At 64.3% G+C, this 23,723-nt stretch carries 17 protein-coding genes; 8 read left to right on the forward strand and 9 right to left on the reverse strand.

Annotated features, from left to right (window positions below; genetic code table 11):
- Window positions 1–34: 34 nt before the first annotated feature.
- Complete coding sequence (gene cynS / locus ABIB42_RS11500) at window positions 35–484, forward strand: cyanase (RefSeq protein ID WP_005662838.1); 450 nt, start codon at window positions 35–37, stop codon at window positions 482–484.
- An 11-nt stretch (window positions 485–495) separates the two neighbouring features.
- On the opposite strand, the gene ABIB42_RS11505 is transcribed toward cynS, so the two are convergent.
- The gene (locus ABIB42_RS11505) at window positions 496–1,524 is read right to left on the reverse strand and encodes a LacI family DNA-binding transcriptional regulator (RefSeq protein ID WP_005662839.1); all 1,029 of its coding nucleotides are present in this window, start codon (window positions 1,522–1,524) and stop codon (window positions 496–498) included.
- 223 nt (window positions 1,525–1,747) lie between these two features.
- On the opposite strand from ABIB42_RS11505, the gene ABIB42_RS11510 reads away from it, so the two are divergent.
- Complete coding sequence (locus ABIB42_RS11510; protein ID WP_005662841.1) at window positions 1,748–3,370, forward strand: methyl-accepting chemotaxis protein; 1,623 nt, start codon at window positions 1,748–1,750, stop codon at window positions 3,368–3,370.
- On the opposite strand, the gene ABIB42_RS11515 is transcribed toward ABIB42_RS11510, so the two are convergent.
- A complete protein-coding gene (locus tag ABIB42_RS11515) occupies window positions 3,371–6,568 on the reverse strand; it encodes an error-prone DNA polymerase (RefSeq protein ID WP_005662842.1) in 3,198 nt (1,065 codons plus the stop codon).
- Between the two features lie 90 nt (window positions 6,569–6,658).
- Entirely contained in the window at window positions 6,659–8,800 is a 2,142-nt protein-coding gene (locus ABIB42_RS11520; protein WP_429248386.1) for a hypothetical protein, read from the reverse strand.
- Between the two features lie 318 nt (window positions 8,801–9,118).
- Between ABIB42_RS11520 and ABIB42_RS11525 the strand changes: the two genes are divergently transcribed.
- Both ABIB42_RS11525 and ABIB42_RS11530 read left to right on the forward strand, forming a co-directional pair.
- Window positions 9,119–11,287, forward strand: a complete 2,169-nt coding sequence (locus ABIB42_RS11525) for a serine/threonine-protein kinase (protein WP_005662844.1) — start codon at window positions 9,119–9,121, stop codon at window positions 11,285–11,287.
- Window positions 11,287–11,865 carry a hypothetical protein gene (locus ABIB42_RS11530; RefSeq protein ID WP_157225396.1) on the forward strand — a complete coding sequence of 193 codons (579 nt, stop codon included), beginning with the start codon at window positions 11,287–11,289 and terminating at the stop codon, window positions 11,863–11,865. The genes ABIB42_RS11525 and ABIB42_RS11530 overlap by 1 nt, the downstream gene beginning before the upstream one ends.
- A gap of 11 nt (window positions 11,866–11,876) precedes the next feature.
- On the opposite strand, the gene ABIB42_RS11535 is transcribed toward ABIB42_RS11530, so the two are convergent.
- Window positions 11,877–13,415 carry a sigma 54-interacting transcriptional regulator gene (locus tag ABIB42_RS11535; protein WP_005662846.1) on the reverse strand — a complete coding sequence of 513 codons (1,539 nt, stop codon included), beginning with the start codon at window positions 13,413–13,415 and terminating at the stop codon, window positions 11,877–11,879.
- Between the two features lie 228 nt (window positions 13,416–13,643).
- Between ABIB42_RS11535 and ABIB42_RS11540 the strand changes: the two genes are divergently transcribed.
- The 4 genes from ABIB42_RS11540 (at window position 13,644) to ABIB42_RS11555 (ending at window position 18,103) form a co-directional block, all read left to right on the forward strand.
- Window positions 13,644–14,435, forward strand: coding sequence for a PhzF family phenazine biosynthesis protein (locus tag ABIB42_RS11540; protein WP_005662847.1), 792 nt, complete (start codon window positions 13,644–13,646; stop codon window positions 14,433–14,435).
- A gap of 156 nt (window positions 14,436–14,591) precedes the next feature.
- Window positions 14,592–16,970, forward strand: coding sequence for a TonB-dependent receptor plug domain-containing protein (locus ABIB42_RS11545; protein WP_040774830.1), 2,379 nt, complete (start codon window positions 14,592–14,594; stop codon window positions 16,968–16,970).
- Between the two features lie 120 nt (window positions 16,971–17,090).
- Window positions 17,091–17,870 carry a hypothetical protein gene (locus ABIB42_RS11550; RefSeq protein WP_005662850.1) on the forward strand — a complete coding sequence of 260 codons (780 nt, stop codon included), beginning with the start codon at window positions 17,091–17,093 and terminating at the stop codon, window positions 17,868–17,870.
- 83 nt (window positions 17,871–17,953) lie between these two features.
- Window positions 17,954–18,103, forward strand: a complete 150-nt coding sequence (locus ABIB42_RS11555; protein ID WP_005662852.1) for a hypothetical protein — start codon at window positions 17,954–17,956, stop codon at window positions 18,101–18,103.
- Between the two features lie 42 nt (window positions 18,104–18,145).
- On the opposite strand, the gene ABIB42_RS11560 is transcribed toward ABIB42_RS11555, so the two are convergent.
- The 5 genes from ABIB42_RS11560 to ABIB42_RS11580 form a co-directional block, all read right to left on the reverse strand.
- Window positions 18,146–19,276, reverse strand: a complete 1,131-nt coding sequence (locus ABIB42_RS11560; protein WP_229520504.1) for a branched-chain amino acid ABC transporter substrate-binding protein — start codon at window positions 19,274–19,276, stop codon at window positions 18,146–18,148.
- Window positions 19,277–19,336: 60 nt separating this feature from the next.
- Window positions 19,337–20,677, reverse strand: a complete 1,341-nt coding sequence (locus tag ABIB42_RS11565) for an ATP-binding protein (RefSeq protein ID WP_005662854.1) — start codon at window positions 20,675–20,677, stop codon at window positions 19,337–19,339.
- Window positions 20,674–21,336 (reverse strand): response regulator, encoded by a 663-nt coding sequence (locus tag ABIB42_RS11570; RefSeq protein WP_005662855.1) that lies wholly within the window; start codon window positions 21,334–21,336, stop codon window positions 20,674–20,676. The genes ABIB42_RS11565 and ABIB42_RS11570 overlap by 4 nt, the downstream gene beginning before the upstream one ends.
- A 42-nt stretch (window positions 21,337–21,378) precedes the next feature.
- Complete coding sequence (locus tag ABIB42_RS11575) at window positions 21,379–22,914, reverse strand: Do family serine endopeptidase (protein WP_005662856.1); 1,536 nt, start codon at window positions 22,912–22,914, stop codon at window positions 21,379–21,381.
- A gap of 225 nt (window positions 22,915–23,139) precedes the next feature.
- Complete coding sequence (locus ABIB42_RS11580; protein WP_005662858.1) at window positions 23,140–23,610, reverse strand: Hsp20 family protein; 471 nt, start codon at window positions 23,608–23,610, stop codon at window positions 23,140–23,142.
- Window positions 23,611–23,723 lie beyond the last annotated feature (113 nt).

Below are 23,723 nucleotides of genomic sequence, written 5' to 3' on the forward strand. Positions count from 1 at the left end.
CGCCTTTACCACCACCACATCGATGGAGCCCAATATGATTTCATGCCGTGAAGACGTCACCAACATGATCTTGTCCGCCAAGGTCCGCAAGGGCATCAAATGGCGCGACGTGACCGAGGCCACCGGCCTGTCGAAGGAATGGACCACCGCCGCCTGCCTGGGCCAGATGACGCTGGACAAGCAGCAGGCCGAGGCGGTCGGCAAGATCTTCGAGCTGTCCGACGAAGCCATCGCCTGGCTGCAGATCGTGCCTTATAAGGGTTCGCTGCCCACGGCGGTGCCGACCGATCCGCTGATCTACCGCTGGTACGAGCTGGTGAACGTGTACGGCACCACGATCAAGGAACTGATCCATGAGGAGTTCGGCGACGGCATCATGAGCGCCATCGATTTTTCGATGGACATCCAGCGCGCCGAAGACCCGAAGGGTGATCGCGTCAACGTGGTCTTGTCGGGCAAATTCCTGCCCTATAAGACCTACTAGCGCTCGTCGGCTCAGGCGCTCTCGCGCTCGCGCAGGGTAAATCCCAGGTCGATGCGCTTGCGTTCGGGCTCCTGGCCCTTGATCACCTGCAGCAGCAGGCTGGCGGCCTCGAAGCCGACCTGGTAGCGCGGCGTGTCGATGGTGGTCAGCGACGGCATCATCCATGCCGATGCAGGGAGGTCGTTGAAACCGCAGACGGCGATCTCCTGCGGGATCTGGACGCCGTGGCGCTGGCAGTGATAGACGGCGCCGTGGGCCAGGTCGTCGTTGCAGCAGAAGACGGCATCGCAGTCGGGCATGTTCGCCATCATCTGCCCCATCAACTCGGCGCCGAGCGCGATCGTGGAGCGTTCCGGCACCATCAGCTCGAGCCGCGGGTCGGCCAGGCCGGCCTCGACCATCGCGGCCCGATAGCCGTCGGCGCGCCGCAGCGTACGCTCGTCGAGCTGGGCGCCGATGAAGCCGATGCGGCGGTAGCCTTTCTTGAGGAGGTGGCGCGTCATCTCCATGCCGGCCTCGAACTGCGAGAAGCCGACCGACAGGGCGCCGGGTTCGTCCGACAGGTCCATCATCGACACCGACGGCACCTGCGACGCTTCCAGCATCCTGGTCACGGCCGGGCTGTGGGCCTGGCTCGAGAACAGGATGCCGTCCGGGCTCGATTGCAGATAGGTGCGCAGCAGCTTTTCTTCCTCGGCCTGCGAGTAATAGGTATTGCCGATCAGGAGCTGGTACTGGCCCGGCGCGACGGCGTCGTGGATGCCCTCGAGGACGGCGGTGAACACGGCGTTGGAAAACGACGGCACCAGCACCACGATCACGTGCGACTGCGACGAGGCCAGCGCGCGCGCCGCGCGGTTGGGCACGTAGCCGAGTTCCGCCACCGCACGCTCCACCTTGACCCGGGTGACCTCGGAGACCATCTGCGGCTGGCTCAGCGCGCGCGAGGCGGTCATGATCGACACGCCCGCCATGCCCGCCACCTGCTCGAGCGTCGCGCGCCCCGTTCCCCTGCCCCTGCTGCGGCCCGTCTTATCCATTGTCATCCTGTCGTAGCGTTCTTCATCCCTGGTTCCATTCTATCAACAACGGACGGGCCTTTCGTGGCTGCCTTGGCCAGCGCAAAAAAGCGACCGAAAAGTCATCTATTGACTTTACTGATTTTATTGTTGTTTTTTTGCTGAATTATGCTTCGCCGCCGCAGACGACCTCCTCGGCCATGGCTATACTTTTCCTGCTATGTTGCCCTAATGAAAGAATTGCATGCGCCTGAACACCCCGGTCACCAATACCGAATACCAGCTCGCCGACGGCAAGACCATCGTCTCGACCACGGATTTGCAGGGCAATATCCGTTACGCGAACCCTTATTTCGTGCAGGTGAGCGGCTTTACCGAGGAAGAGCTGATCGGCGCGCCGCAGAATATCCTGCGCCATCCGGACATGCCGGTGGAGGCCTTCGCCGACATGTGGCAGGCGATCCGCGCCGGACGGCCGTGGAGCGGCATGGTCAAGAACCGCTGCAAGAACGGCGATTATTACTGGGTGTACGCCAACGTGACGCCGGTGCTCGAGAACGGCCAGGCGACCGGCTATATGTCGGTGCGCACCAAACCGACCCGCGAGCAGATAGCAGAGGCGACGGCGCTGTACGGCGAATTCAAGGCCGGCAACCCGCGCGGCCTGGTCTTGCGCAACGGCCGCGTCGAACACGGCGGCCTGCGCGGCCGCCTGGCGGCGCTGGGCCGGCTGCCGCTGCGCACCCAGGTCAACGGCGGCATGGGCCTGTTGACGTTGCTGCTGGCGGCGATCACGCTCCAGTGCTGGCGCGACGGCCTGCCGGCATGGGTCTTGTTGTCGCTGGCCGCTTCTCTGGCCATGGTGCTGGGCCTGTGGGCCAGCCTGCGCCGCAACGTGCTGGCGCCGCTGGCCGATGCATCCGGCTTCGCGCGCCGCCTGGCCGGCGGCGACCTCACCTGCCGCCTGGCGCCGCGCCGCGACGACGAGATGGGCCAGCTGGTGGCGGCCCTGCGCCAGTCGGCCGTGAACCTGTTCAGCGTGATCGGCGACGTGCGCGCCAACTTCGACGAGATCCGCCACGCCACCGGCGACATCGCGACCGGCAACCTGGACCTGTCGAGCCGCACCGAGACGCAAGCGTCGAGCTTGCAGGAGACGGCGGCCAGCATGGAGCAGCTCACTCACAACGTGGCGCAGAGCGCCGACAGCGTGAACGCGGCCAGCGACCTCGCGCGCCGCGCCGCCGCGACGGCCGGCAACGGCCAGCGCACCGTCACCGAGGTAGTGAGCACGATGGAAGCGATCAGCGCCTCGTCGCACAAGGTGCTCGACATCGTCGGCATGATCGACGGCATCGCCTTCCAGACCAATATCCTGGCCCTGAACGCCGCCGTGGAAGCGGCGCGCGCGGGCGAACAGGGCCGCGGCTTTGCGGTGGTGGCGGGCGAGGTGCGCACGCTGGCCCAGCGCAGCGCGGGGGCGGCCAAGGAGATCAAGGCGCTGATCGACGCGTCGATCCTCGACGTCGACAACGGCAACCGCCTGAGCGTGGCGGCCGGCGCGGCGATCCAGGAAGTGGTGGGCGCGGTCGACCAGGTCACCCGCGTGATGGACGAAATCGCGGGCGCGACGCGCGAACAGTCGGGCGGCATCGGCCAGGTGAACCAGGCGGTGACCCAGCTCGACGCGATCACGCAGCAGAACGCTGCGCTGGTGGAAGAAGCGGCCGCCGCGACGGCGACCTTGGCGCGGCAGACCGACGAGGTGTCGCAGGCCTTGCAGGTGTTTCAGTTGCAGGCAAACGCGCCGGGACGCAGCGCCCGCGCGGCCGCCGGCAAACACGCCATGAAATTGGCCGCGGCCTGATCAACAAAAATCCCTGCTGCGCGCATCCAGCCCGCCCAGCAGGTGCGACATATCGACCAGCCGCTTGGCCACCAGGTGGCGCACCTCTCCCTGGCGCTGCCAGATGCCGTACACCCCGAGCAGCGGCGCATTGAGCACCTCGCGCCGCTGCTGTTCGACCAGGGTCGGCCACACGATCACATTGACGTTGCCGGTCTCGTCTTCCAGCGTCATGAACAGCACGCCCTTGGCCGTGCCGGGACGCTGGCGCACCGTGACCAGGCCGCAGGCGCGCGCCAGCTGGCCGTCCTGGAAGTCCATCAGGCTTGAAGCCGGCATGAAGCGCTGCTTGAGCAGGCGCTCACGCAGCAGCGCCAGCGGATGGCGGCCGAGCGTCAATCCCTGCGCGCGGTAGTCGCCGACGATCTCTTCGCCTTCGCTCGGCGCCTGCAATGCCGGCGTCTCTTCGCGCGGCACGGTCGGGCGCAACAGATCCTTGTCGGGCGCCGCGCCCGAGGCCTGCCACAGGGCTTCGCGCCGGTGCCCGGCCAGCGACCGCAGGGCGTTGGACGCGGCCAGCACCTGCAGGTCGCCCCGGTCGAGATGCGCGCGCCGCGCCAGGTCGGCCACGCTGTCGAACGGCCGTATGGCGCGCGCCTGCTCGATGCGCTCGGCCGCCTCCTGCTTCAATCCGCGTTGCAGCGAGAAGCCCAGCCGCACCGCCGGCTGGCGCGAGCGGTCGACGGGGTCGTACTCTTCCAGCGCCGAATCCCAGCCGCTGACGGCGACGTCGACCGGCCGCACCTCGATGCCGTGGCGGCGCGCATCCTGCACCAGTTGCGAGGGACTATAAAAGCCCATCGGCTGGCTGTTGAGCAGCGCGCAGAGAAAAGCGGCCGGCTCGTGGCACTTGAGCCACGAACTCGCATACGCCAGCAGCGCGAAGCTGGCCGCGTGCGATTCGGGAAAGCCATACTCGCCGAAGCCCTGGATCTGGCTGAAGATTGCCTCGGCGAATTCCTGCTTGTAGCCGCGTTCGAGCATGCCGCCCACGATGCGCTCGTAGTATTTTTCGAGGCCGCCCTTGCGCTTCCAGGCCGCCATCGCGCGCCGCAGTTGATCCGCCTCGCCCGGCGTGAAGCCGGCGCCCAGGATCGCCACCTGCATCACCTGCTCCTGGAAGATCGGCACGCCCAGGGTGCGCCCGAGCGCGACCTTCATCTCAGGGCTCGGATATTCGATCGGCTCCAGCCCCTGGCGCCGGCGCAGGTAGGGATGGACCATGCCGCCCTGGATCGGGCCGGGACGCACCACCGCCACCTCGATCACCAGGTCATAGAAGCGGCGCGGCAGCATGCGCGGCAACATGCTCATCTGCGCGCGCGACTCGATCTGGAACACGCCGATGGTGTCGGCCTGGCAGATCATGTCGTAGGTGGCGCTGTCCTCGAGCGGGATGTCCTGCATCTCGAACACGTCGCCATAGCGCTGGCCGACCAGCTCCAGGCCGCGCCGCATCATCGACAGCATGCCCAGCGCCAGCACGTCGACCTTCATCAGGCCCAGTTCTTCGAGGTCGTTCTTGTCCCACTGGATGACGCTGCGATCGACCATCGTCGCGTTCTCGATCGGCACCAGGCGCGAAAGTTTTCCTTTCGCGATCACGAAGCCGCCCGGGTGTTGAGAAAGGTGGCGCGGGAAGTTCAGCAGCGACTGCGCCAGCGTGGCCCACTGGCGCGACAGCGGCGCCTCGGGATCGAGGCCGCTTTCGGCCAGGCGGCCCAGCAGATCCGCGCGGCTGTCGAACCAGTGGTGGGTCTTGGCCACCTTCTCGACGATGGCGAGATCGATGCCGAGCGCGCGCCCGCTGTCGCGCAGCGCGCTCTTGGGCCGGTAGCTGATCACCACCGCCGCCAGCGCCGCCCGCTGGCGGCCGTACTTGTTGTAGATGTACTGGATGACTTCTTCGCGCCGCTGGTGTTCGAAGTCGACGTCGATGTCGGGCGGCTCGTTGCGCTCGCGCGAAATGAAACGCTCGAACAGCAGGCTGGCGCGGGCCGGGTCGACCTCGGTGATGCCGAGGCAGTAGCACACCGCCGAATTGGCGGCCGAGCCGCGGCCCTGGCACAGGATGTGTTGCGAGCGCGCGTAGCGCACGATGTCATACACCGTCAGGAAGTAGTGTTCGTAGCCCATGTCGGCGATCAGTTCGAGCTCGTACTCGATCTGGGCCTGCACCTTGGCCGGCACGCCGTCGCGGAAGCGCCGGTGCGCGCCGATCCAGGTTTCGCTGCGCAGGTAGCTGCTGGCATCGTGGCCTTCGGGAACCACCTCATCCGGGTATTCGTAGCGCAGCTCGTCGAGCGAGAAGGTGCACAGGCGCGCGATGCGCACTGTCTCCGCCAGCGCCTCGCGCGAATAGATATTGGCCAGGCGCAGGCGCGCGCGCAGGTGCTGCTCGGCGTTCTGCGCCAGGCCGTAGCCGCAGGCGCCCACCGGCTTGCCAATGCGGGTCGCGCTCAGGGTGTCCTGCAAGGGTTTACGCGAGCGCACGTGCATGCAGACGTGGCCCAGCGCGACGATCGGCAGGCCATGCTGCCAGCCCACCTCTTCCACCGTGGCGCGGTGGGCGTCGTCGAAAGCGCGGTGCAGCTGGGTGAGGCCGAGCCAGGCGCGGCCCGGGAAGGTGGTGGCCATCCATGCCGCCTGGGCGTGCAGGCGGTCGACGTCCTGGGCTTCGTGGCCGGGGTATGGCGGCAGCAGGATCGCCAGGCAGTCGGGCATGTGCTGCAGGTGCGCGTATTCCTGGACGGGATTGGCCAGGTCGTCGGGCGTGAGCAGGTAGGTGCCCTTCTCGCTGCGCGTGCGGCCGATCGTGATCAGTTCGGACAGGTTGCCGTAGCCGTTGCGGTTTTGCGCCAGCAGGATCAGGGAGGGTGCCGGCGTCAGAGCGTCGTCGAGGCTCTTGAGGTGGAAGTGGGCGCCGATGATCAGGGGCAGGCCGGCGTTTTTCGCTTCGGCATGGGCGCGCACGACGCCGGCCAGCGAGCATTCATCGGTGAGCGCCAGCGCGAAGTAACCCAGCTGCACCGCGCGCGCGACCAGCTCCTCGGCGTGCGAGGCCCCTTGCAGGAACGAGAAGTTCGAGAGGCAGAACAACTCGGCGTAGGGGGGCAGCGCCTGGGGGGATGGGGGCTGGGCGGGGGTGGGCTTGGTCACGCTGGTGGGCTGTCAAACAGCCAATACTGTATAAAAACACAGTATAACCGAGCCGACCACGTCGGCGAAAAAACCTACGACTCAGGCTACTCAGGCGTGTGTGGGAAAGGGGCGCGGCATGGGTCCGAGGGACGCCCCTGAAGGATCTTGCACTCCCATCCGCGCACGCAGACTGGACACGCCACCACCGTGCGCACGGCGCATGACCTGCTGGTCGGCGCCAATCATGCGCTCATACGCCAGCATCAATGCCGTACCGCCCATTGAATTGATGTAATCGAGCATATCCATCGTGGTCTCGTAAGCCCAGCCAGAAAAGCTCTCGCCCAGTTCGCCCCCCGCCGCCGCACCGGCACTCGTGACGCCGCCCTGCACTTTCGTCAGGATCGTGACGATGGCCCACGAAATCGCCATCCATCCAGTCGTCGCAAGCGTCATGCGCAGCACCGGCATGAGAATGCCCGCTTCGTGGATCGCCTTGAGCACGCCGAGCAAGGCGCCGGCCGGCATTGCGCGGTTGCAGTCGATGGTTGCGATCAGGAACGCGATCTTGTTCATCACGCCAGGATAGCGCCGCAGAAAGCGGTACAAGGCAGGACCGATCTGCTGCTGGTCGCCAAGCAGCCGACCAAGACCGGCCGCTAGAAAGCAGCCGCCAGTGAGCTTCCACACCACTTTCACCAGCTTCATGTCGACCGGACCATCCATCATCGTCGCGCTGGCGAAGGTTTGCAGATGGCTGCCATTGCCGGCATGCGTAGGGCTCAGCAGCAGATTGAAGCAGGTGGAAAAATTGGGGTCGTAGCTGCCGTCCACCGCGATGGCGCCGCTCGCCGTCACCGCGATGAACGGCGCTACCGCTCCACCGACGACGCCGATATTGATGGCGCCATTGGCCTGGAGCGATGCCATCAACTGGAGTGCCTCCTGCGCGCTGCCGCCTGCACGCAGGAGGCCGTCGCTATTCGCGATCACGTAGCTGCCGTCACGGCATTGCAGGGTGATGGCGGCGGCATCCTGGGCCTCGGGCATGCCGATGGTAAACACCTCGGCCGCATCGCTCGAGGTCTCGAGCGCCGTGATCTGGCCGTCGGCGGCGATCGACCAGTAACCGCCTGCCGCGGTCTGGAGCTTGATCTCGTCGCCGGCGGCGAGCAGCCCGGCCAGCGAGACGTAGTTTCTGTCAGTGGTGAACGCGGGCTCGGGCTGCGTGATCGAGACCGGCGTATCTTCGGGCACGTTAACGCTCGAAACGGCCGCCACGCCCCAGCTATAGACCATCGAGAACGACTTGACGGCGGCCGGCCAGGTGTCGCCGAAGGTCAGGCTGTCGGCCGTGAACGACAGGCTTGCGTTTTCCACCAGCGCGGCGACCTTCTCCGTGACGTCGACCGGTCCGTAGGCGGCGGCGATGATGTTCAGGGCGCGGGGGTCGAGCGACGCCTGCCCGGCGGGAGCGGCCGGGTCGTAGTCGATGTGGAGAATCTGGTTCTCGGTGGTCGCGGCCATTTGCGGCTTGCGGTCGGCGTACTGGTAGACCACGTGCAGGGTCTTGCGCATGGCCGGCCAGCCATCGCCGAATACGCTGCTGGATGCGGCGACCGACAGCCTGCGCCGGCTCACGCTGGCGCGGACGATGTCGGTGACGTCCTTCAGGCCGTAGAAGGCGCTCAGGATGTGCAGCGGGGGACGGTAGCTGAGCGCATAGGGATTGCCCTCGACGACGATGTCGACGAACGGCACCTGGCCGCTGTAGCTGGCCACGATGACGAAGGTGTTGCGCTTCTCCTTGCTGGTTTCGCCGAGGGTGGTGCTGTCGGCGACCAGGGACAAGCTTCCGGTCGAATGGTCGGCCAGGTTGCGCACTGTCGCGCTTACGTCGGCGGAGCCGAAGCTGGCGCCCCACACGGTCAGCGCCGGCTGGGCGGTGCTGTCTTCCGAGGTTGAGGCAGGGGTTCGGATGGCTTGCTCGAACTGCTGTGCGCCGATGTTCAGCGTCTGGCCTTCCGAAGCCGTTGCCACGAACGTCGGGCCGCCGTCATAACGATAAACGACCGTCAGCGTCTTTTCGTGGCCAATCCAGGTGTCGCCGAACGCCCGATTGCTCGCCAAAACACACAGGGTTTCTGGAAAAGACTGACGGTTGACTTGCTTGATGACCTGAGCGGTAACCTGCTTGAGTCCGTAAGCCGCGCCAACGATCTGCAGAACGCCTGTGCTTTGGATAGCCATACTTGAATCTTCTTTCCGGAATGAATAATGCTTTGCGACAATTGCGATGGCAGGCGCGACGATCTTCCGTTACGCCCCCATTGTTGATACGCAATAGTTTGCAAACTCCGTGCCACGTTGAAACATGGTGTAGAAGCAACAGAATCGAGGATTTAGTCGACTAGCTATGCCTGTTGGGTGTAAAACAGCGGGTGTTTTTACATGTCAACGAAGAAGTTGACACGCCGGTTGCCTGAATCGCGAAGCTAGGAATGTGTATTCGGCAAGTTTCTTTCCCTGTAGTATTTACGGCGCCTGCGCCGACCAAACGAGCCGCAAATGACCTCCTCGCCTGACCTGCTTGCCAACCCCAGCACCGAGCGATATCGCCTCGGTAAGTTGCTTGGCAATGGCGGCTTCGGTGACGTGCATGAGGCGTGGGACCCGGCGCTGCAGCGCAGCGTTGCCATCAAGCGCCTGAAGCCTGACCTGGTGCGCGACCAGCCGGATAACCTGCTTCAGGAGGCGCGCCTGGCGGCCTCGCTGCGGCATCCTGCTTTCATCCAGATCTATTCGCTCGAAGACGACGGCCATAGCAAGTCGATCGTGATGGAGCTGGTTGGGGGGAAGACGCTGCATCAGCTGCTGGCCACGACCAAGCTGGCGTGGGATCAGATACTCGATATCGTTTGCCAGTTGGCGGATGCGATGGCGCAGGCGCATGCGGCTGGGTTGATTCATGGTGATTTGAAGCCGGCTAATCTGATGATCGAGCCGTCGGGGCAGGTCCGCATCATGGATTTTGGGCTGGCGCGCAAGATCGATCCGCTGGCGACCGAGTCGGGGGATGTGCTGCAGACGCAAGGGACGATTGCTTATCTAGCGCCTGAAATCTTGAATGGCAAGCATCCAAATACGCTCAGCGATATTTATGCTGTCGGTGTGCTGATGTACGAGATGATGCATGGGGAGAGGCCGTTTGCGCATCTGCATGGACTGGCCCTGGCCGCAGCTCAGGTACAGTCATCCTGTTCACAATGGAATTTTGCGGCAGACGCCGATCAAGGTATGGTCGCTTTAGTGCGTGCGATGTGCGCGCCAGACCCAGCTATGCGCATCCCAACAATGGAAGCAGTCAAGCAGGCTGCACAAACATTGCGCCAACCGGGTGCTAAAACGTCAAAATTATCTTCATCACCTACGACGACTAATACACCCGTGTCGCCACATGGTATTTGGCGGAGAGTCGGATTTGGCTTGGTAGCATTTATGCTCGTACTGGGAGGGACATATTTTGCACGCGTGGATAACTCGAGGCCCCAGTGGTTACCTCCAGCATCTAACGCTGCAAAAATGTCGAATGGCATGACAGCATTACGTCACTTCGACCGTGACGGCAGCTTAGATATCGCAATTGCAAATTTTAGTGGTATCTTGGAGAAGCAACCCAATCATGCCGCTGCAGCTGCAGGTATAGCGCTCGCATATGCTTTACGCTATTCGGGTGATCGTGGGGATGCAACTTGGCTAAAACGAGCAGACGCCAGTTCACAAGTAGCTCTCTCACTCGACGATCAGTTGGCACTTGGCTATGCCGCTATGTCTCACGTACGCGGACAGCAAGGTCGTTACGAAGAAAGCCTGCAACTTACTCAGCAAGCACTGCAGCTTGATCCATCCAATTTATTTGCCCTTAACTCCAGAGGTGAGGTGTTGATGCGAATGCAGCGCTACACAGAGGCTGAGCGCAACATTGAAATTGCACATAATGCATATCCAACGGAACGCTTGTTTGTCGATCAGTTAGGGGAGTTGCATGCGCGTAAAGGGGATTACATTAAGGCAGAGCAGGCCTTCCGGGATAGCATTCGATTGGAACCGGACGCAGTTTATGCTTATGCAAATTTGAGCGCAGTGCTGCAGCGACAAGGACGCGAGAAGGAAGCATTACAAGTGCTACAAGAAGGATTACAAGTTCGGCCGAGCGGAGTTCTTTATAACAATCTTGGAAATGCACTGTTCAATCGAGGCGATTACGTCGGCGCAGCAAAAGCATTTGAACATGCTGTCTCCGCCTCGAAAGGCAACAACATCGCATATTTACGATGGGCTAATCTTGCTGACACTTTACGCTGGATTCCAGGACGCGAGCGCGACTCTCAACAGGCCTATCGCAATGCAGCAATTCTAATGAAACCCCTACTCGAACACGCTCCAGACAACGCCACACTAACCTCGCGTATGGGGTTGTATTCCGCCAAGCTAGGTGACAAGGCCGCTGCATTAACTTTGAGTAAACAAGCAGTACTTGCCAAACCTGACAATCCAGATATCCGTTTCCGAGCGGCTGTCGCATACGAAGTAACAGGCAAGCGTGAGGCCGCATTGGCTGAACTAGCCAACGCGCAGCAACTTGGCTATCCGACAACACTGATCAGTACCGAACCTGATTTGTTGGCGCTGCGGAGTGATCCGCGGTTTGATTTACTTCGAATGGAAAGGAAATAATGACACAACCATTAATGACGTTGACCGCACGCTTCGATGTCAACCAAATAGACGACGGGGTCGATTGGGTTTTTGCTGATCTTGACTCGGCCATTGAAGCCCTTCACTCCCCAATTGAGGCACAATGGAATCGCGACATCCAGTTCTCAGCTGGCCAAGAATTCAAGATCGCCATTACAGCAAGCGATAAGGACAAAACTGGATTTGAGTCGTTAGAGGTCGTGGATTGCTGCCTGATTACCCGCCCCCATATCCTGTCCTGCGGACCGAATCAGCGCACCCGTTACGCTCCTCCTTCCCTCTTTGCATCCAGCAGCAGTCAGCAGCTCGGCGCCCTCTATAGAATTGAACCTTCGGCATTCACCGTACACAGTTCGGGGATCGATCCAGCGAAAGGAAAACGGATTACTCTACTATGGGACGGAAACTTGACTATAGGGCCTTATAACGGCCTGTGGGAATTGTCTTTTTATTTGACAGTTCGCATCAAGCGAAGTGGTGATGAGACTGAACAGCTGCGGGTATTTTACTTCGATCCTGAAACCGAGATTGGTAACGGTACATTCCCTCCAAACTAGTATCGAAAGATTTAAACTCTTTCGCTCAGACCTAACAGGCCAACATGACGCCGTAACGCCTCCGCCGGCGTCATAAGCCGCGAAGCACACCGCTGGAGATCCCCCTCACAAGCCTCCCAGGCCGCACGAATCTCTTCCTCCGAAATATTGGCAGGAAAACGAATCCGAGGGTGAGCCTCCAGCAATTTATAAACCGTCGGCCGCGAAATCCCCAGCATCCTGGAAGCAGCCAGAATTTGCCAATGACTCTTTTCCATCGCCTCCACAAGATCGTCATCGCTCAGCTCTGACACCTTGCGCCGCACCGGCCTTAAAGCAGCAGACGAAGAAGTTACAGCAGCATCGGGAGGAGCGACTACCTCCGCCACCACAGGCAGCCCCACCGCCTGTTCCAACACCGGCACATTCCCCGCTTGCAAATCCAGCGTCACCCGCCGCATCGCATGCCCCAGCTGCCGCACATTCCCCGGCCAGTCCCCATTGAACACCTGGCTCAGCAACTCGAACGGCAGATTCCACCCATCCCCTGGCGCCTCGGCCTCCAGAAAATGCCGCACCAACACACCAAGATCCTCACGCCGCTCACGTAACGCCGGCACCCGAATCACGAACGCCTCGAGACGCCGCCGCAAGGCCTGATTGAACCCACCCTCTCCCAGATCCTGGTCGGTCGCCGCAACGATCCGCGCATTCGACCTCGCATCCGCGCCCGCCCCAAGCGGCCGATACTCGCCGCTCTCCAGCACGCGGAGCAGCATGGCCTGCACCGACGCCGGCGTATCCCCGACCTCGTCCAGGAACAACGTGCCATCCTCGGCCTCGGCAAACCACCCGCGCCGAGCACTGGTCGCCCCGGTGTACGCCCCCTTGACCGCGCCAAACAATTCGGCCGCCGCCAGCGACTCATTCAAGGTCGCCATATTGATTGCAACAAACCGCCCGCTCCGACGCCCACTGAGGGCATGAATCGCCTGCGCCGCCACCTCCTTGCCGCTGCCGGTCTCGCCCAGCAACAGCACCGGCATGCTGGTCCCGGCCACCTGCGCAATCGCTTCGCGCATCTTGATCGCCCCGTCGCCAACGCCGATCAGTCCCGGCACGTTCGCCGCGCGCGGCAGGCTGCGCATCAGATGCAGGCACACGAAGATCTGGCTCCCCAGCCCGATCACGATGCCGCGCTCGAGTTCACCCGCCGTGAAGCGGTCGGTCCCGTTCGACGGCCGCCCATTGAGTTCCAGCCCCATCTTGCCGCGCACGTGATCGATCTGGATGCCGCCCTCGGCGACGAAGCGGATATGCACCGGCTCGCGTGTGATCGAACGCTCGCCCAGCGGCGTTCCTTCATGCCCCGCGCCAGGGCGTACGGAAAGCGGCGCGAACAGCGGCGCAAACCGGTTCAGCGCGATCGCGCCGCCCGCGGCTGGCCCCAGCATCTGTTCGCCGATGCGTTCGCGTTGCGGGTGCCACAGGATCGTGATGCCGAGCACCGGCGCCGATGCGAAGTCCTCGGCCATCCCATAGCTGGTCAGTGTCGCGTCGGGATCGCTCACGCTTGTCCACTCACGAAGTAAGCGCCGAGGGCATCGAGATATTCCTGAAACATGGGCTAAATGGGCACAATCCGCCTGATGAAAGATATACACAAATTCTAACCGATCGGAACGCTTCGGCGGCCTCTGGAAACCCAGCAAATTGTCGTGATCCGGCCAGCCCCTGACAGGCCAATCCAGCTATGATCCATCCAGCCTCGAGCGCCATGCCCGACAAGAAGGAGACCCATGCACATCCACACCCTGCGCTGCTTCGGCGTCACCGCCAACACGGGCAACCCCGCCATCGTCATCAAAGGCGATCCGTCACATCTAGATGCACGCCAGGCCTTCGCGCGCGAGCGCAACACCACCTGCGTCTGGATCGATCCGCCGAAGGACAAGGGCATGGCGGCCATCGTCGACTTCTACTATCCGCACATGCGCAGTCCCCTGTGCCTGCACGCCACGCTGGCCGCCGCTGCGCGGCTGTTCGCCCGCCCAGGCGCCAATCCACCATTAACGGTGAAGACCGCCATGCACGGCCTGCCGCTCGCACTGACCCGCGAAGCAGAACACCTGTTCGTGCGCCTGGCGCCGCAGCCCGCCCCGCAACCGGCACTTTCGCCGGAGCTACCGGCACGCCTGCTCGGCATCCCTACGTCAGCCATCGTCGCAGCGCCGCAAGTCGCCTCGGTCGGCAGCCCGAAACTGCTGGTGCGGGTGCGCGACCCGGCCACCCTGCACGCGCTGGCGCCCGACCTGGAAGCGATCGCGCAGTGGGGCAAGGAACACGGCGTCAACGGCCTGTACGCCTACGCAGGCGACGCCGATGCGCAGGCCTTTGAAGGCCGCAACTTCAACCACCTCGACCCACGGCTCGAAGACAGCGCCACCGGCGTCGCGGCCGGCGCCCTCACCGTCCTGCTCGGCCACGCATTGACCGTGCGCCAGGGCCACGCCACCGGCCACGATTGCCTGATCCGCACGCGGATCGAAGATGGCGCGATACTGGTCGGCGGCCGTGTCGAGATGATTTGACAAGCAGAATTGTCATGCTTTGTCATCACTTGGTCGAATAAGTTTTAGCTATAGCAGCACACCGTTGTGTTATTGCTACATTACGATGGTTACCGAAGAAACAATTGAGTAATATCCGAATTTCCTTCGGAGAAAATTGTGATTAAACTCAAAATAATGTCTGGTTCGGTGCTGTTGGCCTTATATGGTAGCGCCGCCCTGCTTTCCCTCGTCCCCGCTACCGCCCACGCGCAGACCGCGCCAGGCGTCGCCAGCGGCGATGTGATCCCCAGCGTCAGCGTGGTCGGCTCGCGCCGCGTCGGCGCCGCATCGAGCACCGATACCCCGGTGGCGATCGACTTCATTCCGATGACCAAGGCCGCCGAGCAAAGCGGCCAGTTCGACCTGGCCCAGGTGCTGACCAATCTGTCGCCCTCGTTCAACTCGACCCGTCAAACGGGCGCCGACGGCGCCGACCTGATCGACTCGGCCGCCCTGCGTGGGCTGGGTTCGGACCAGACCCTGGTGCTGGTCAACGGCAAGCGCCGCCACACGGTGGCGCTTGTGAACCTGTTCGGCGCGCGCAACCGCGGCAATACCGGCACCGACATGAACGCGATCCCCGTGATGGCGATCCGCGAAGTGCAGGTGCTGCGCGATGGCGCCGCCGCCCAATACGGCTCGGACGCGATCGCCGGCGTGATCAACATCGACCTCAAACGCAGCCTGGGCTGCGAATCGGTGCTCGGCTACGGCCAGTACACCGCGGGCGACGGCGAGAACTGGCTGGCGTCGGCCTATTGCGGCGTGGCGGTGGCCGGCGGCGTGCTGGGCATCACCGGCGAATACTACGATCGCGGCCGCTCCAACCGCTCCGAACCGGGCAATCCGCGCATCATCGGCGACACCAAGTCCGAGAACCAGACTGTCTACCTGAACGGCGAATTCCCCACTGGCCCCGGCAAGCTGTATTTCACGGCCGGCGCGCAAAAACGCGACGCCTCCTCGGCCGCCTGGGCGCGCGAAGGCATCGGTTCCGAAGACATCCCGTCGCGTAACTCGGCGGCGATGTACCCGGACGGCTTCGTCCCCTTCATCGACGGCGACGTCGACGACCGCTGGGGCACCGTCGGCTACCGCTGGGCGGTCGGCGAATGGAATGCCGACGTCTCGCAAACCTATGGCTACAACCGCCTGAAGTACGACATCAACAATACCCTCAACGCCTCGATCGCCAACCTCGATTTGATCAACGGCGGCCAGGGCGTCAGCGCCAGCCGCTTCTACGCCGGCGGCTTCTCGTTCCAGCAGTCGACCACCAATCTCGACATCAGCCGCTTCTACGGCGACGTACTGAAGGGCATGAACGTGGCCTTCGGCCTCGAGCACCGCCGCGAGAACTACAAGATCTTCGCCGGCGAGGCCGGCTCGTGGATCGACGCCGACGGCGTGGGCATAGGGGGCAACGCCGGCAGCCAGGGATTCCCGGGCTTCCAGCCGGGCGACGAGACCGACGCCGACCGCCATAGCAACGCCGCCTACCTCGACATCGAAACCGACGTGACCGACCGCTTCAAGGTGCAGACCGCGCTGCGCCACGAACGCTATTCGGACTTCGGCTCGACCACCACCGGCAAGCTGGCCGGCGCCTACCGCGTGGCGCCGAACGTGCTGCTGCGCGGCTCGGCCAGCACGGGCTTCCGTGCGCCGTCGCTGCAGCAGATGTACTTCTCGTCGACCTTCACCGACTTCGTCGGCGGCCAGCCGCTGGACGTGGTGCTGGCGCCGAACGGCGGCCCGGTCGCCAATGCCGCCGGCATCCCGCAGCTCAAGGACGAGGAATCGAAGAGCTACACGCTGGGCCTGACCTGGTCGCCGACCGGCGCCACCTCGGTGACGGCCGACCTGTACCGCATCGACATCGACGACCGCATCGTGCTGTCGGGCCGCTTCGACGCCGACAACTACCCGGCGCTGGGCGCCACCCTGCAGCAGCTCGGCGTGGGCCAGGCGCAGTTCTTCGTCAACTCGGTCGACACCAAGACGCAAGGCCTGGACCTGACCGTGTCCAACCGCCGCAAGGTGGGCATCGGCAACCTGACCACCTTCCTGGCCGTGAACTTCAGCAAGACCGAAGTGCAGCGCGTGAAGGCGCCGGCGGCGCTGGCAGGCTTCGAAGACGTGCTGCTGTCGGAACGCGAGCGCCTGTTCATCGAGGAAGGCGCGCCGCGCCGCAAGGCCACGCTGGGCCTCGACTGGACCCAAGGCCAGCTCGAAACCTCGCTGCGCGTGATCCACTTCGGTCCGCAGACCCTGGGCACCTTCTCGGGTCCGCCGGTGCCGAACCAGCACTATGAGGCGAAGACCTCGGCCGACCTGTCGTTCACCTGGGCCTTCACCGAGAAGACCCGCCTGACCGTGGGCGGCACCAATATCTTCGACGTCAAGCCGACCCGCCAGGATCCGAACGAGACCGACAACGGCTTCAAGTACGAGAGCGTGCAGTTCGGCCTGAACGGCGCATCGATGTTCGCGCGCCTGGCGCACAAGTTCTGATCGCCCCCTGATCGGACAGCAACGGCCCGCGATCATCGCGGGCCGTTTTCATTTGGAACGCCCCACCGCTCGGCCGGCGGGCGAGATATCATGCTTTTCTTTTGATGCTCCAAGAATGACATGCAAAAACTGATCGCCGAACTGATGCGGCTTTACCTTCCCGCCGACGCCCCACCGGCCGACGTGCTGACCCTGCACGTGCTCGGCCAGCAGAACGTGCCGATCAGCCTGACGAGCGGCGACGGCCAGACGCGCGCCATGATGATCCCTTTTCGCAAGACCAAGGGCCTCGAGGGCGACGCCCACTGGCTGCGGCTGTGCGAGGTCGCCAACACGCTGCAGGAAACGCTCGGCCTGCCCGCGCCGGCGGTGAGCATTTCGGGCGGCGACGCCTATTACCTGTGGCTGTCGCTGGCAGAGCCGGTGCCGGCCCACCAGGCCCAGACCTTCCTCGAACGCCTGCGCGACGCGTACTTCCCCGAAATCGAACTGGACACGGACGCGGTGCGCGCACCGATCGCGCTGCCGCCCTGCCTGCATCCGCGCACCGGCAAGTGGGCGGCGTTCATCCATCCGGGCATGGGCGCCTCGTTCGCCGACGAGCCGGGGCTGGACCTGGCGCCGCCGCCGCTGGGCCAGGCCGCCTTTCTCGAAGGGCTGGAAAGCATCGGCAAGGAACAGTTCGAGCAGGTCTTCCAGGCGCTCGAGGCGGCGCCGCAACCCATGCCCGCGCATGTGCCCGTGGTGGTTGCCGCGCCGGCTCCTTCGCTCGCGCCGCACACGCCGATGCCAGGCCTGCTGCTCAAGGATGCGACGCTGGAAGACATCGTGCGTCACCTGCATGCGATGAACATCGAACCGACGTTCCGCCACCTGATTCCACCGCCGCACCGCGACTGACGGCGCTTCCCAAGCGGGACGCCGCCCGATCGGCCGTCATGCGACACTGGCCATCCTGAATCCTGCATGTGAAGGAGAGCCTCATGACGACAGACCAGCAAAAGCCGGAACAGCCGCCGACCGTCCAGCCGGCCGATACCGATGGACTGAAGAACAAGAAACCCGAAGAGTTGACGCCGGAAGAACTGCGCCTGATGGCGGATACGATGCCCGGCGAGGGACCGGGAGACTGAAGCAAACAGGCCCGCAGTGCGACGCTGCGGGCCTGCTACTGTTTACTTCGTGACGGTCAGCAGCGAACGCTTGCCGCCCTTGAAGGTGTACAGCGTGATCGTGCCGTCGCGGATATCGCCGCGCTGGTCGAAGGCGATCGGGCCGGTCACGCCCTTGTACTGGATCTTCGCCAGCACCGGCAGATACCTGGCCGGCGCCGCCGAGCCGGCCTTCACCATCGCCTCGGCCATGGCCATCGTCGCGTCGTAGGCATACGGCGCATTGATCTGCACGTCGATGCCGAAGCGCTTCTTGTAGTCGGCGCGGAACTTGTCCATGCCGGCCTTGGCGTCGCCCTGCACGCCACCCGCTTCCGCGCACACTACCTGGCCATCCGCCATGGTGCCGCCCGACAGCTTGTAGATCTCGTCCGAGCAGATGCCGTCGCCGCCCATCATGCGCACGTTCATGCCCAGCTGTTTCATCTGGCGCAGCATCGGGCCGGCGGTCGCGTTCATGCCGCCGAAGAACACCAGGTCCGGCTTGGTGGCGCGGATGCGGGTGACGATGGCGCTGAAGTCGGTCGCCTTGTCGTTGGTGAATTCGCGCGCGACGACGCTGCCGCCGGCTTTTTGCAGGCTGCGCGAGAACTCGGTCGCCAGGCCCTGGCCGTAGGCGGTGCGGTCGTCCACCACCGCCACCCGCTTCGCCTTCATGGTGCCGGTGGCGTAGCGGCCCAGGGCCTGCCCCAGCTGCACGTCGTTGGCGATCACGCGGAAGGCCGTGTTGAAACCCTGCTGGGTGTATTTCGGGCTGGTGCTCGAGTGCGAGATCTGCGGGATGCCCGCAGTGTTGTAGATCTTGGAGGCCGGGATCGTGGTGCCCGAGGTCTGGTGACCGATCACGCCGTTCACCTTGGCGTCGACCAGCTTCTGGGCCACGCTGGTGGCTTGCTTCGGATCGGCCGCGTCGTCCTCGGCCACCAGCTGGAAGGTGACCTTCTTGCCGCCGATGGTCACGCCGCGCGCGTTGAGCGCCTCGATCGCCATGCGCGCGCCGTTCTCGGTGTCCTTGCCAAAATAGGCGACCGGGCCGGTCAATCCCGCCACGTGGGCGATCCGCACCACTTCCTGGCTCGAGGCCACGCCGGCCAGGGTCGACAGCACGGCTGCCATGATTATCTTCTTGTTCATCGATTCCTCATCCATTGCGATGCGGGCCAAGACCATGGTTGGCCCGCGGAACCGATCATTCTACCGCGAGGACGAACTGAACGTGACGACCGCCTTCAATCCACCCAGACGCGTCGATGCGTCCAGCATCAGCGTCGCCCCGTGGCGCTCGGCGATCGCCTTGATGATGGCCAGGCCCAGGCCGCTGCCGGCGGCATCGCTGCCGGCCACGCGGTAGAAGCGGTCGAACACGCGCTCGCGTTCCTCCGGCGGGATGCCCGGCCCGCTGTCCTCGACCTGCACCACGATCTTTTGCCCATCGTGCTGGACCGAGATGTCGACCGTGCCGTCGCCCGGCGTGTACTTGACCGCATTGTCCACCAGGTTGCGCAGCAGGATCTGCAGCGCGTCGGGCTGGCCAAGGACGGTGGCCGGATCGGCCTGCTGCACGCCCAGGTCGACGCCCTTGGCGGCGGCCACGCCGGCCAGGTCGGCCACGGTGCGGCGCGCCAGGTCGGCCAGGTCGACCGGGCGCGCGACCGCACCCTCGGCCGCCGTCGCCTCTTGCCGCGCCAGCACCAGCAGCTGCTCGACCAGGCGCGTGGCGCGGTCGATGCCGGCGGTCAGGCGCGCCACCGCGACGCGGCGCGCTTCCGGGTTGTCGGCGCGGTCCAGGCTCTGCGCCTGCAGGCGCAGAGCGGCCAGCGGCGTGCGCAGTTCGTGCGCGGCGTCGGCCACGAAATGCTGTTGGGCCTCGAAGGCGGTCTTGACGCGGCCGAACAGCAGGTTCAGCTCCTGCACCAGCGGGCGCACCTCGTCGGGCAAGCCGTTGTCAGACACCGGCGACAGGTCGTCGGCCTGGCGCGCGGCCACCTGCGAGCGCACCCGCGCCACCGGCTGCAGCGAGCCGCTCACGACCCACCACACCACCAGCATCAGGATCGGCATCATCACCGCGATCGGGCCCAGGGTGCGCAGGGCCAGATTGCCGGCCATGTTGCGACGCACGGCCAGGTCTTGCGCGACCTGCACGGTCTGGTTCGAGGTCTGGATCGAGAACACGCGGTAGGTGGTGCCGTTGGCGCGCACATTCGAAAAGCCCAGCACCGCGCGCTGCGGCAGGCGCGCGCGAGAGACGCTGTGGAACATCTGCACGCCGTCGGGAGACCACATCTGCACCACCATGTCGTCGTTGCCGCTGGCGCTGCTCTCGGCTTCCATGCGCGCGCGCGCCTCGTCGTTCGACAGCGGCGTGCCGGAGCGCAGCGACAACGCCATCTGCTGCATGTGGTAGTCGAAGATCTGGTCGGCGTCGTGCAGCGCGGTGCGGTAGGCGATCGTCGCCTGCGCCACCGCCGCCAGGGTAATCGCCGCGAGCAGGAACCAGAGCAGGCGCCCGCGCAGCGAGTGCGTCATTTTCATGCCTTGGGCACCATGTAGCCGACGCCGCGCACGTTCTGGATCAGGTCACTGCCCAGTTTCTTGCGCAGGCCGTGGATATACACTTCGACCGCGTTGCTGGAGACTTCGTCGCGCCAGCTGTACAACTTCTCTTCCAGCTGCGCGCGCGACAGCACCGCGCCGGGCCGGGCCACCAGCGCCTCGAGCACCGCCCATTCGCGCGCCGACAGCGACACCTGCGTGCCATCGACCAGCACTTCTCGGGTGGCCGGATTGATGCTGATGTTGCGGTATTCGAAGATCGGCTCGGCGCGGCCGGCGGCGCGGCGCAGCAGCGCGCGGATGCGCGCCAGCAGCTCGTCGAGGTCGTAGGGCTTGAGGACGTAATCGTCGGCGCCGGCGTCGAGGCCGGCGATGCGCTGCTGGACCGAGTCGCGCGCGGTGGCGACCAGCACCGGGGTGCGGTCCTTGCGCGTGCGCATCGAGCGCAGCACTTCGAGGCCGTCCTTGCGCGGCAGCCCCAGGTCGAGCAGCACCAGGTCGTAGTTCTGGTTCTGCAGCAGGGCCGTGTCGGCCATCTCGCCGTCCTTGACCCAGTCGACGGCGTAGTGCTCGGCCCTGAGCAGGTCGAGCACCACTTCGCCGATCATCGTATCGTCTTCCACCAGCAGTAGCCGCATGTGTTTCCCTAATATGAAGCCCGTGCGGGTCGAGGACGCTTTTTAGCCGATCCGCACCGGAATGAAGATTTTGTCACCACCGCGCTGGATCAGCAAGGCCACCGACTTGCTGGCCTTGGACACCATGTCGCGCACCTGCTCGACCGAATTGACCTGACGGCCGTTGACCGAGATGAGCACGTCGCCCGGCTCGATGCCGGCCATCATGGCGGCGCCGGAGGCGTCCTCGATCACCAGGCCCGACGGGATGCCGCTCTGGCGGCGCTCGACCGGGGCCAACGGCCGCAGGGTCAGGCCCAGCTTGGCGCTGTTGTCGGCCACCTCGGCCAGTTCCTGTTCACGACGCGGCTTGTCGGCGGCATTGCCCAGGGTCGCATCGATACGCACCAGTTTACCTTCGCGCCAGACATCGAGCGCCACCTTGTCGCCTGGCTTGGCCAGGGTCAGCATGGCCGGCAGCTCGATCGACGAGACGATGTTCTTGCCGTTGGCACGGCGGATCACGTCGCCCGACTTCAGGCCAGCGCGTTCGGCCGGGCCGCCGCGTTCGACGCTGAAGACCAGGGCGCCTTCGACCGTCTCGAGCTTGAACGAGTCTGCGAAGGCCTGGCTGACCTCCTGCACGCCCACGCCCAGCTTGGCATGCTGCACCTTGCCGGTGGCGACGATCTGGTCCTTGATGCGCACCGCGAGGTCGATCGGGATCGAGAACGACAGGCCCTGGTAGCCGCCGGTCATGCTGTAGATCTGCGAGTTGATGCCGACGACTTCGCCGCGGGTATTGAACAGCGGGCCGCCCGAGTTGCCGGGGTTGACGGCGACGTCGGTCTGGATGAACGGCACGTTGGAATCCCCCTGGATCGAACGGCCGGTGGCGCTGACCACGCCGGCGGTGACGGTGCTTTCCAGGCCGAACGGCGAACCGATGGCCAGCACCCATTCGCCCACCAGCAGCGACTGCGATTTGCCGATCGGCGCCACGGGCAGGCCCTTGGCGTCGATTTTCAGCACGGCCACGTCGGTGCGCGGGTCGGAGCCCAGGACCTTGGCGCGGAATTCGCGGCGGTCCTGCAGCTTGACGGTCACTTCGTCGGCGCCTTGCACGACGTGGGCGTTGGTGAGGATGACGCCGTCCGGGCTTACGATGAAGCCCGATCCGGCGCCGAAAACGGGAGTCCCACGATCGCCGCCGCGTTCACCGCGTGGATCCTGGAACTGTCGGAAAAATTCATAGAACGGATGGCTCGGGTCGAGGTTCGGCAAGCCGCCGCGGTTGGCGGTCTTGGTGCCGCCGACGACGCGGATGTTGACCACCGCCTTGCCCTGCTGGGCGGCGATGCGGGTAAAGTCTGGCAGGGCCACGGTCGACGCTGGAGCGCCCGCGGCGGCGGCCGGCGCAGGTGATGGGGCCGGCGCGGCAGCTGCAACGGCAGGCGCGCTTTCGGCCGCGGCACTGGCGACGGCATTATTGTGATTGACAGCGATGGCACCGACCGCGCCACCGATGACGCCCGCGGCACCCAGGGCCAGCATGAGGCGTTTGGCAGTGATGGCAGTAACGGCACTTGGGTTCGACATGGTGTGTGCTCCTGGTGAAAATGTGTTGAATCGATGTTGAGCATCGATGGACGTATCTTCGCGCAACCGCCTTAGATCATGCTTAAGTTGACAAGGCGTGGGGCTTAGGCGCGCCTTAAGGATCAGCGAACGCGGGCGGCCCGGACGTACGAAGGGCGCCCCGACTGCGAGCGCCCTTCTTTCAAACGACTACCGGGCCGTTACCGTTGCTGGCATTGCCAAGCCTTAGGCGGCTTCGCGCTGTTCCAGGGTCTTGACGTTGTCGCCGCTGATGACGCCGGCGGCGTCGCCGATGGCGATCTTGCGCGGCTTCAGGGCTTCCGGCACTTCGCGCACCAGTTCGATGGTGAGCATGCCGTTGTCGAACGACGCGGTGGTGACCTTCACGTGGTTGGCCAGCTGGAAGCGCTGCTCGAAATCGCGCGCGGCGATACCGCGGTGCAGGAAGGTGCGCTGGACGTCATCCTTCTGCTTGCGGCCGGTGACGTGCAGGCTGTCACGCTCGGTGACGATCTCGATCTCGTCGCGGCTGAAGCCGGCGAGCGCCATCACGATACGGTATTGGTCTTCGCTCACCAGTTCGATGTTGTACGGCGGGTAGCTCGGCTGCGCTTCGGCGCGTTGCTCGAGCAGGCTGGCCAGGCGATCGAAACCGATGGCGGAACGGTACAGGGGAGTCAGGTCGAAAGTACGCATGATGTCATATCCTTTTGAAAGTTAAGCGATAAGGGACGGAACCTCTGTTGAGCATTCCGTTGAGACCAATCTAATGTCACGCCAAACGATTTTCAAGTCATACGAAATACGGA

The sequence above is a fragment of the Massilia sp. UYP32 genome (genome assembly GCF_050434365.1).
Lineage (GTDB): Bacteria > Pseudomonadota > Gammaproteobacteria > Burkholderiales > Burkholderiaceae_D > Telluria > Telluria timonae.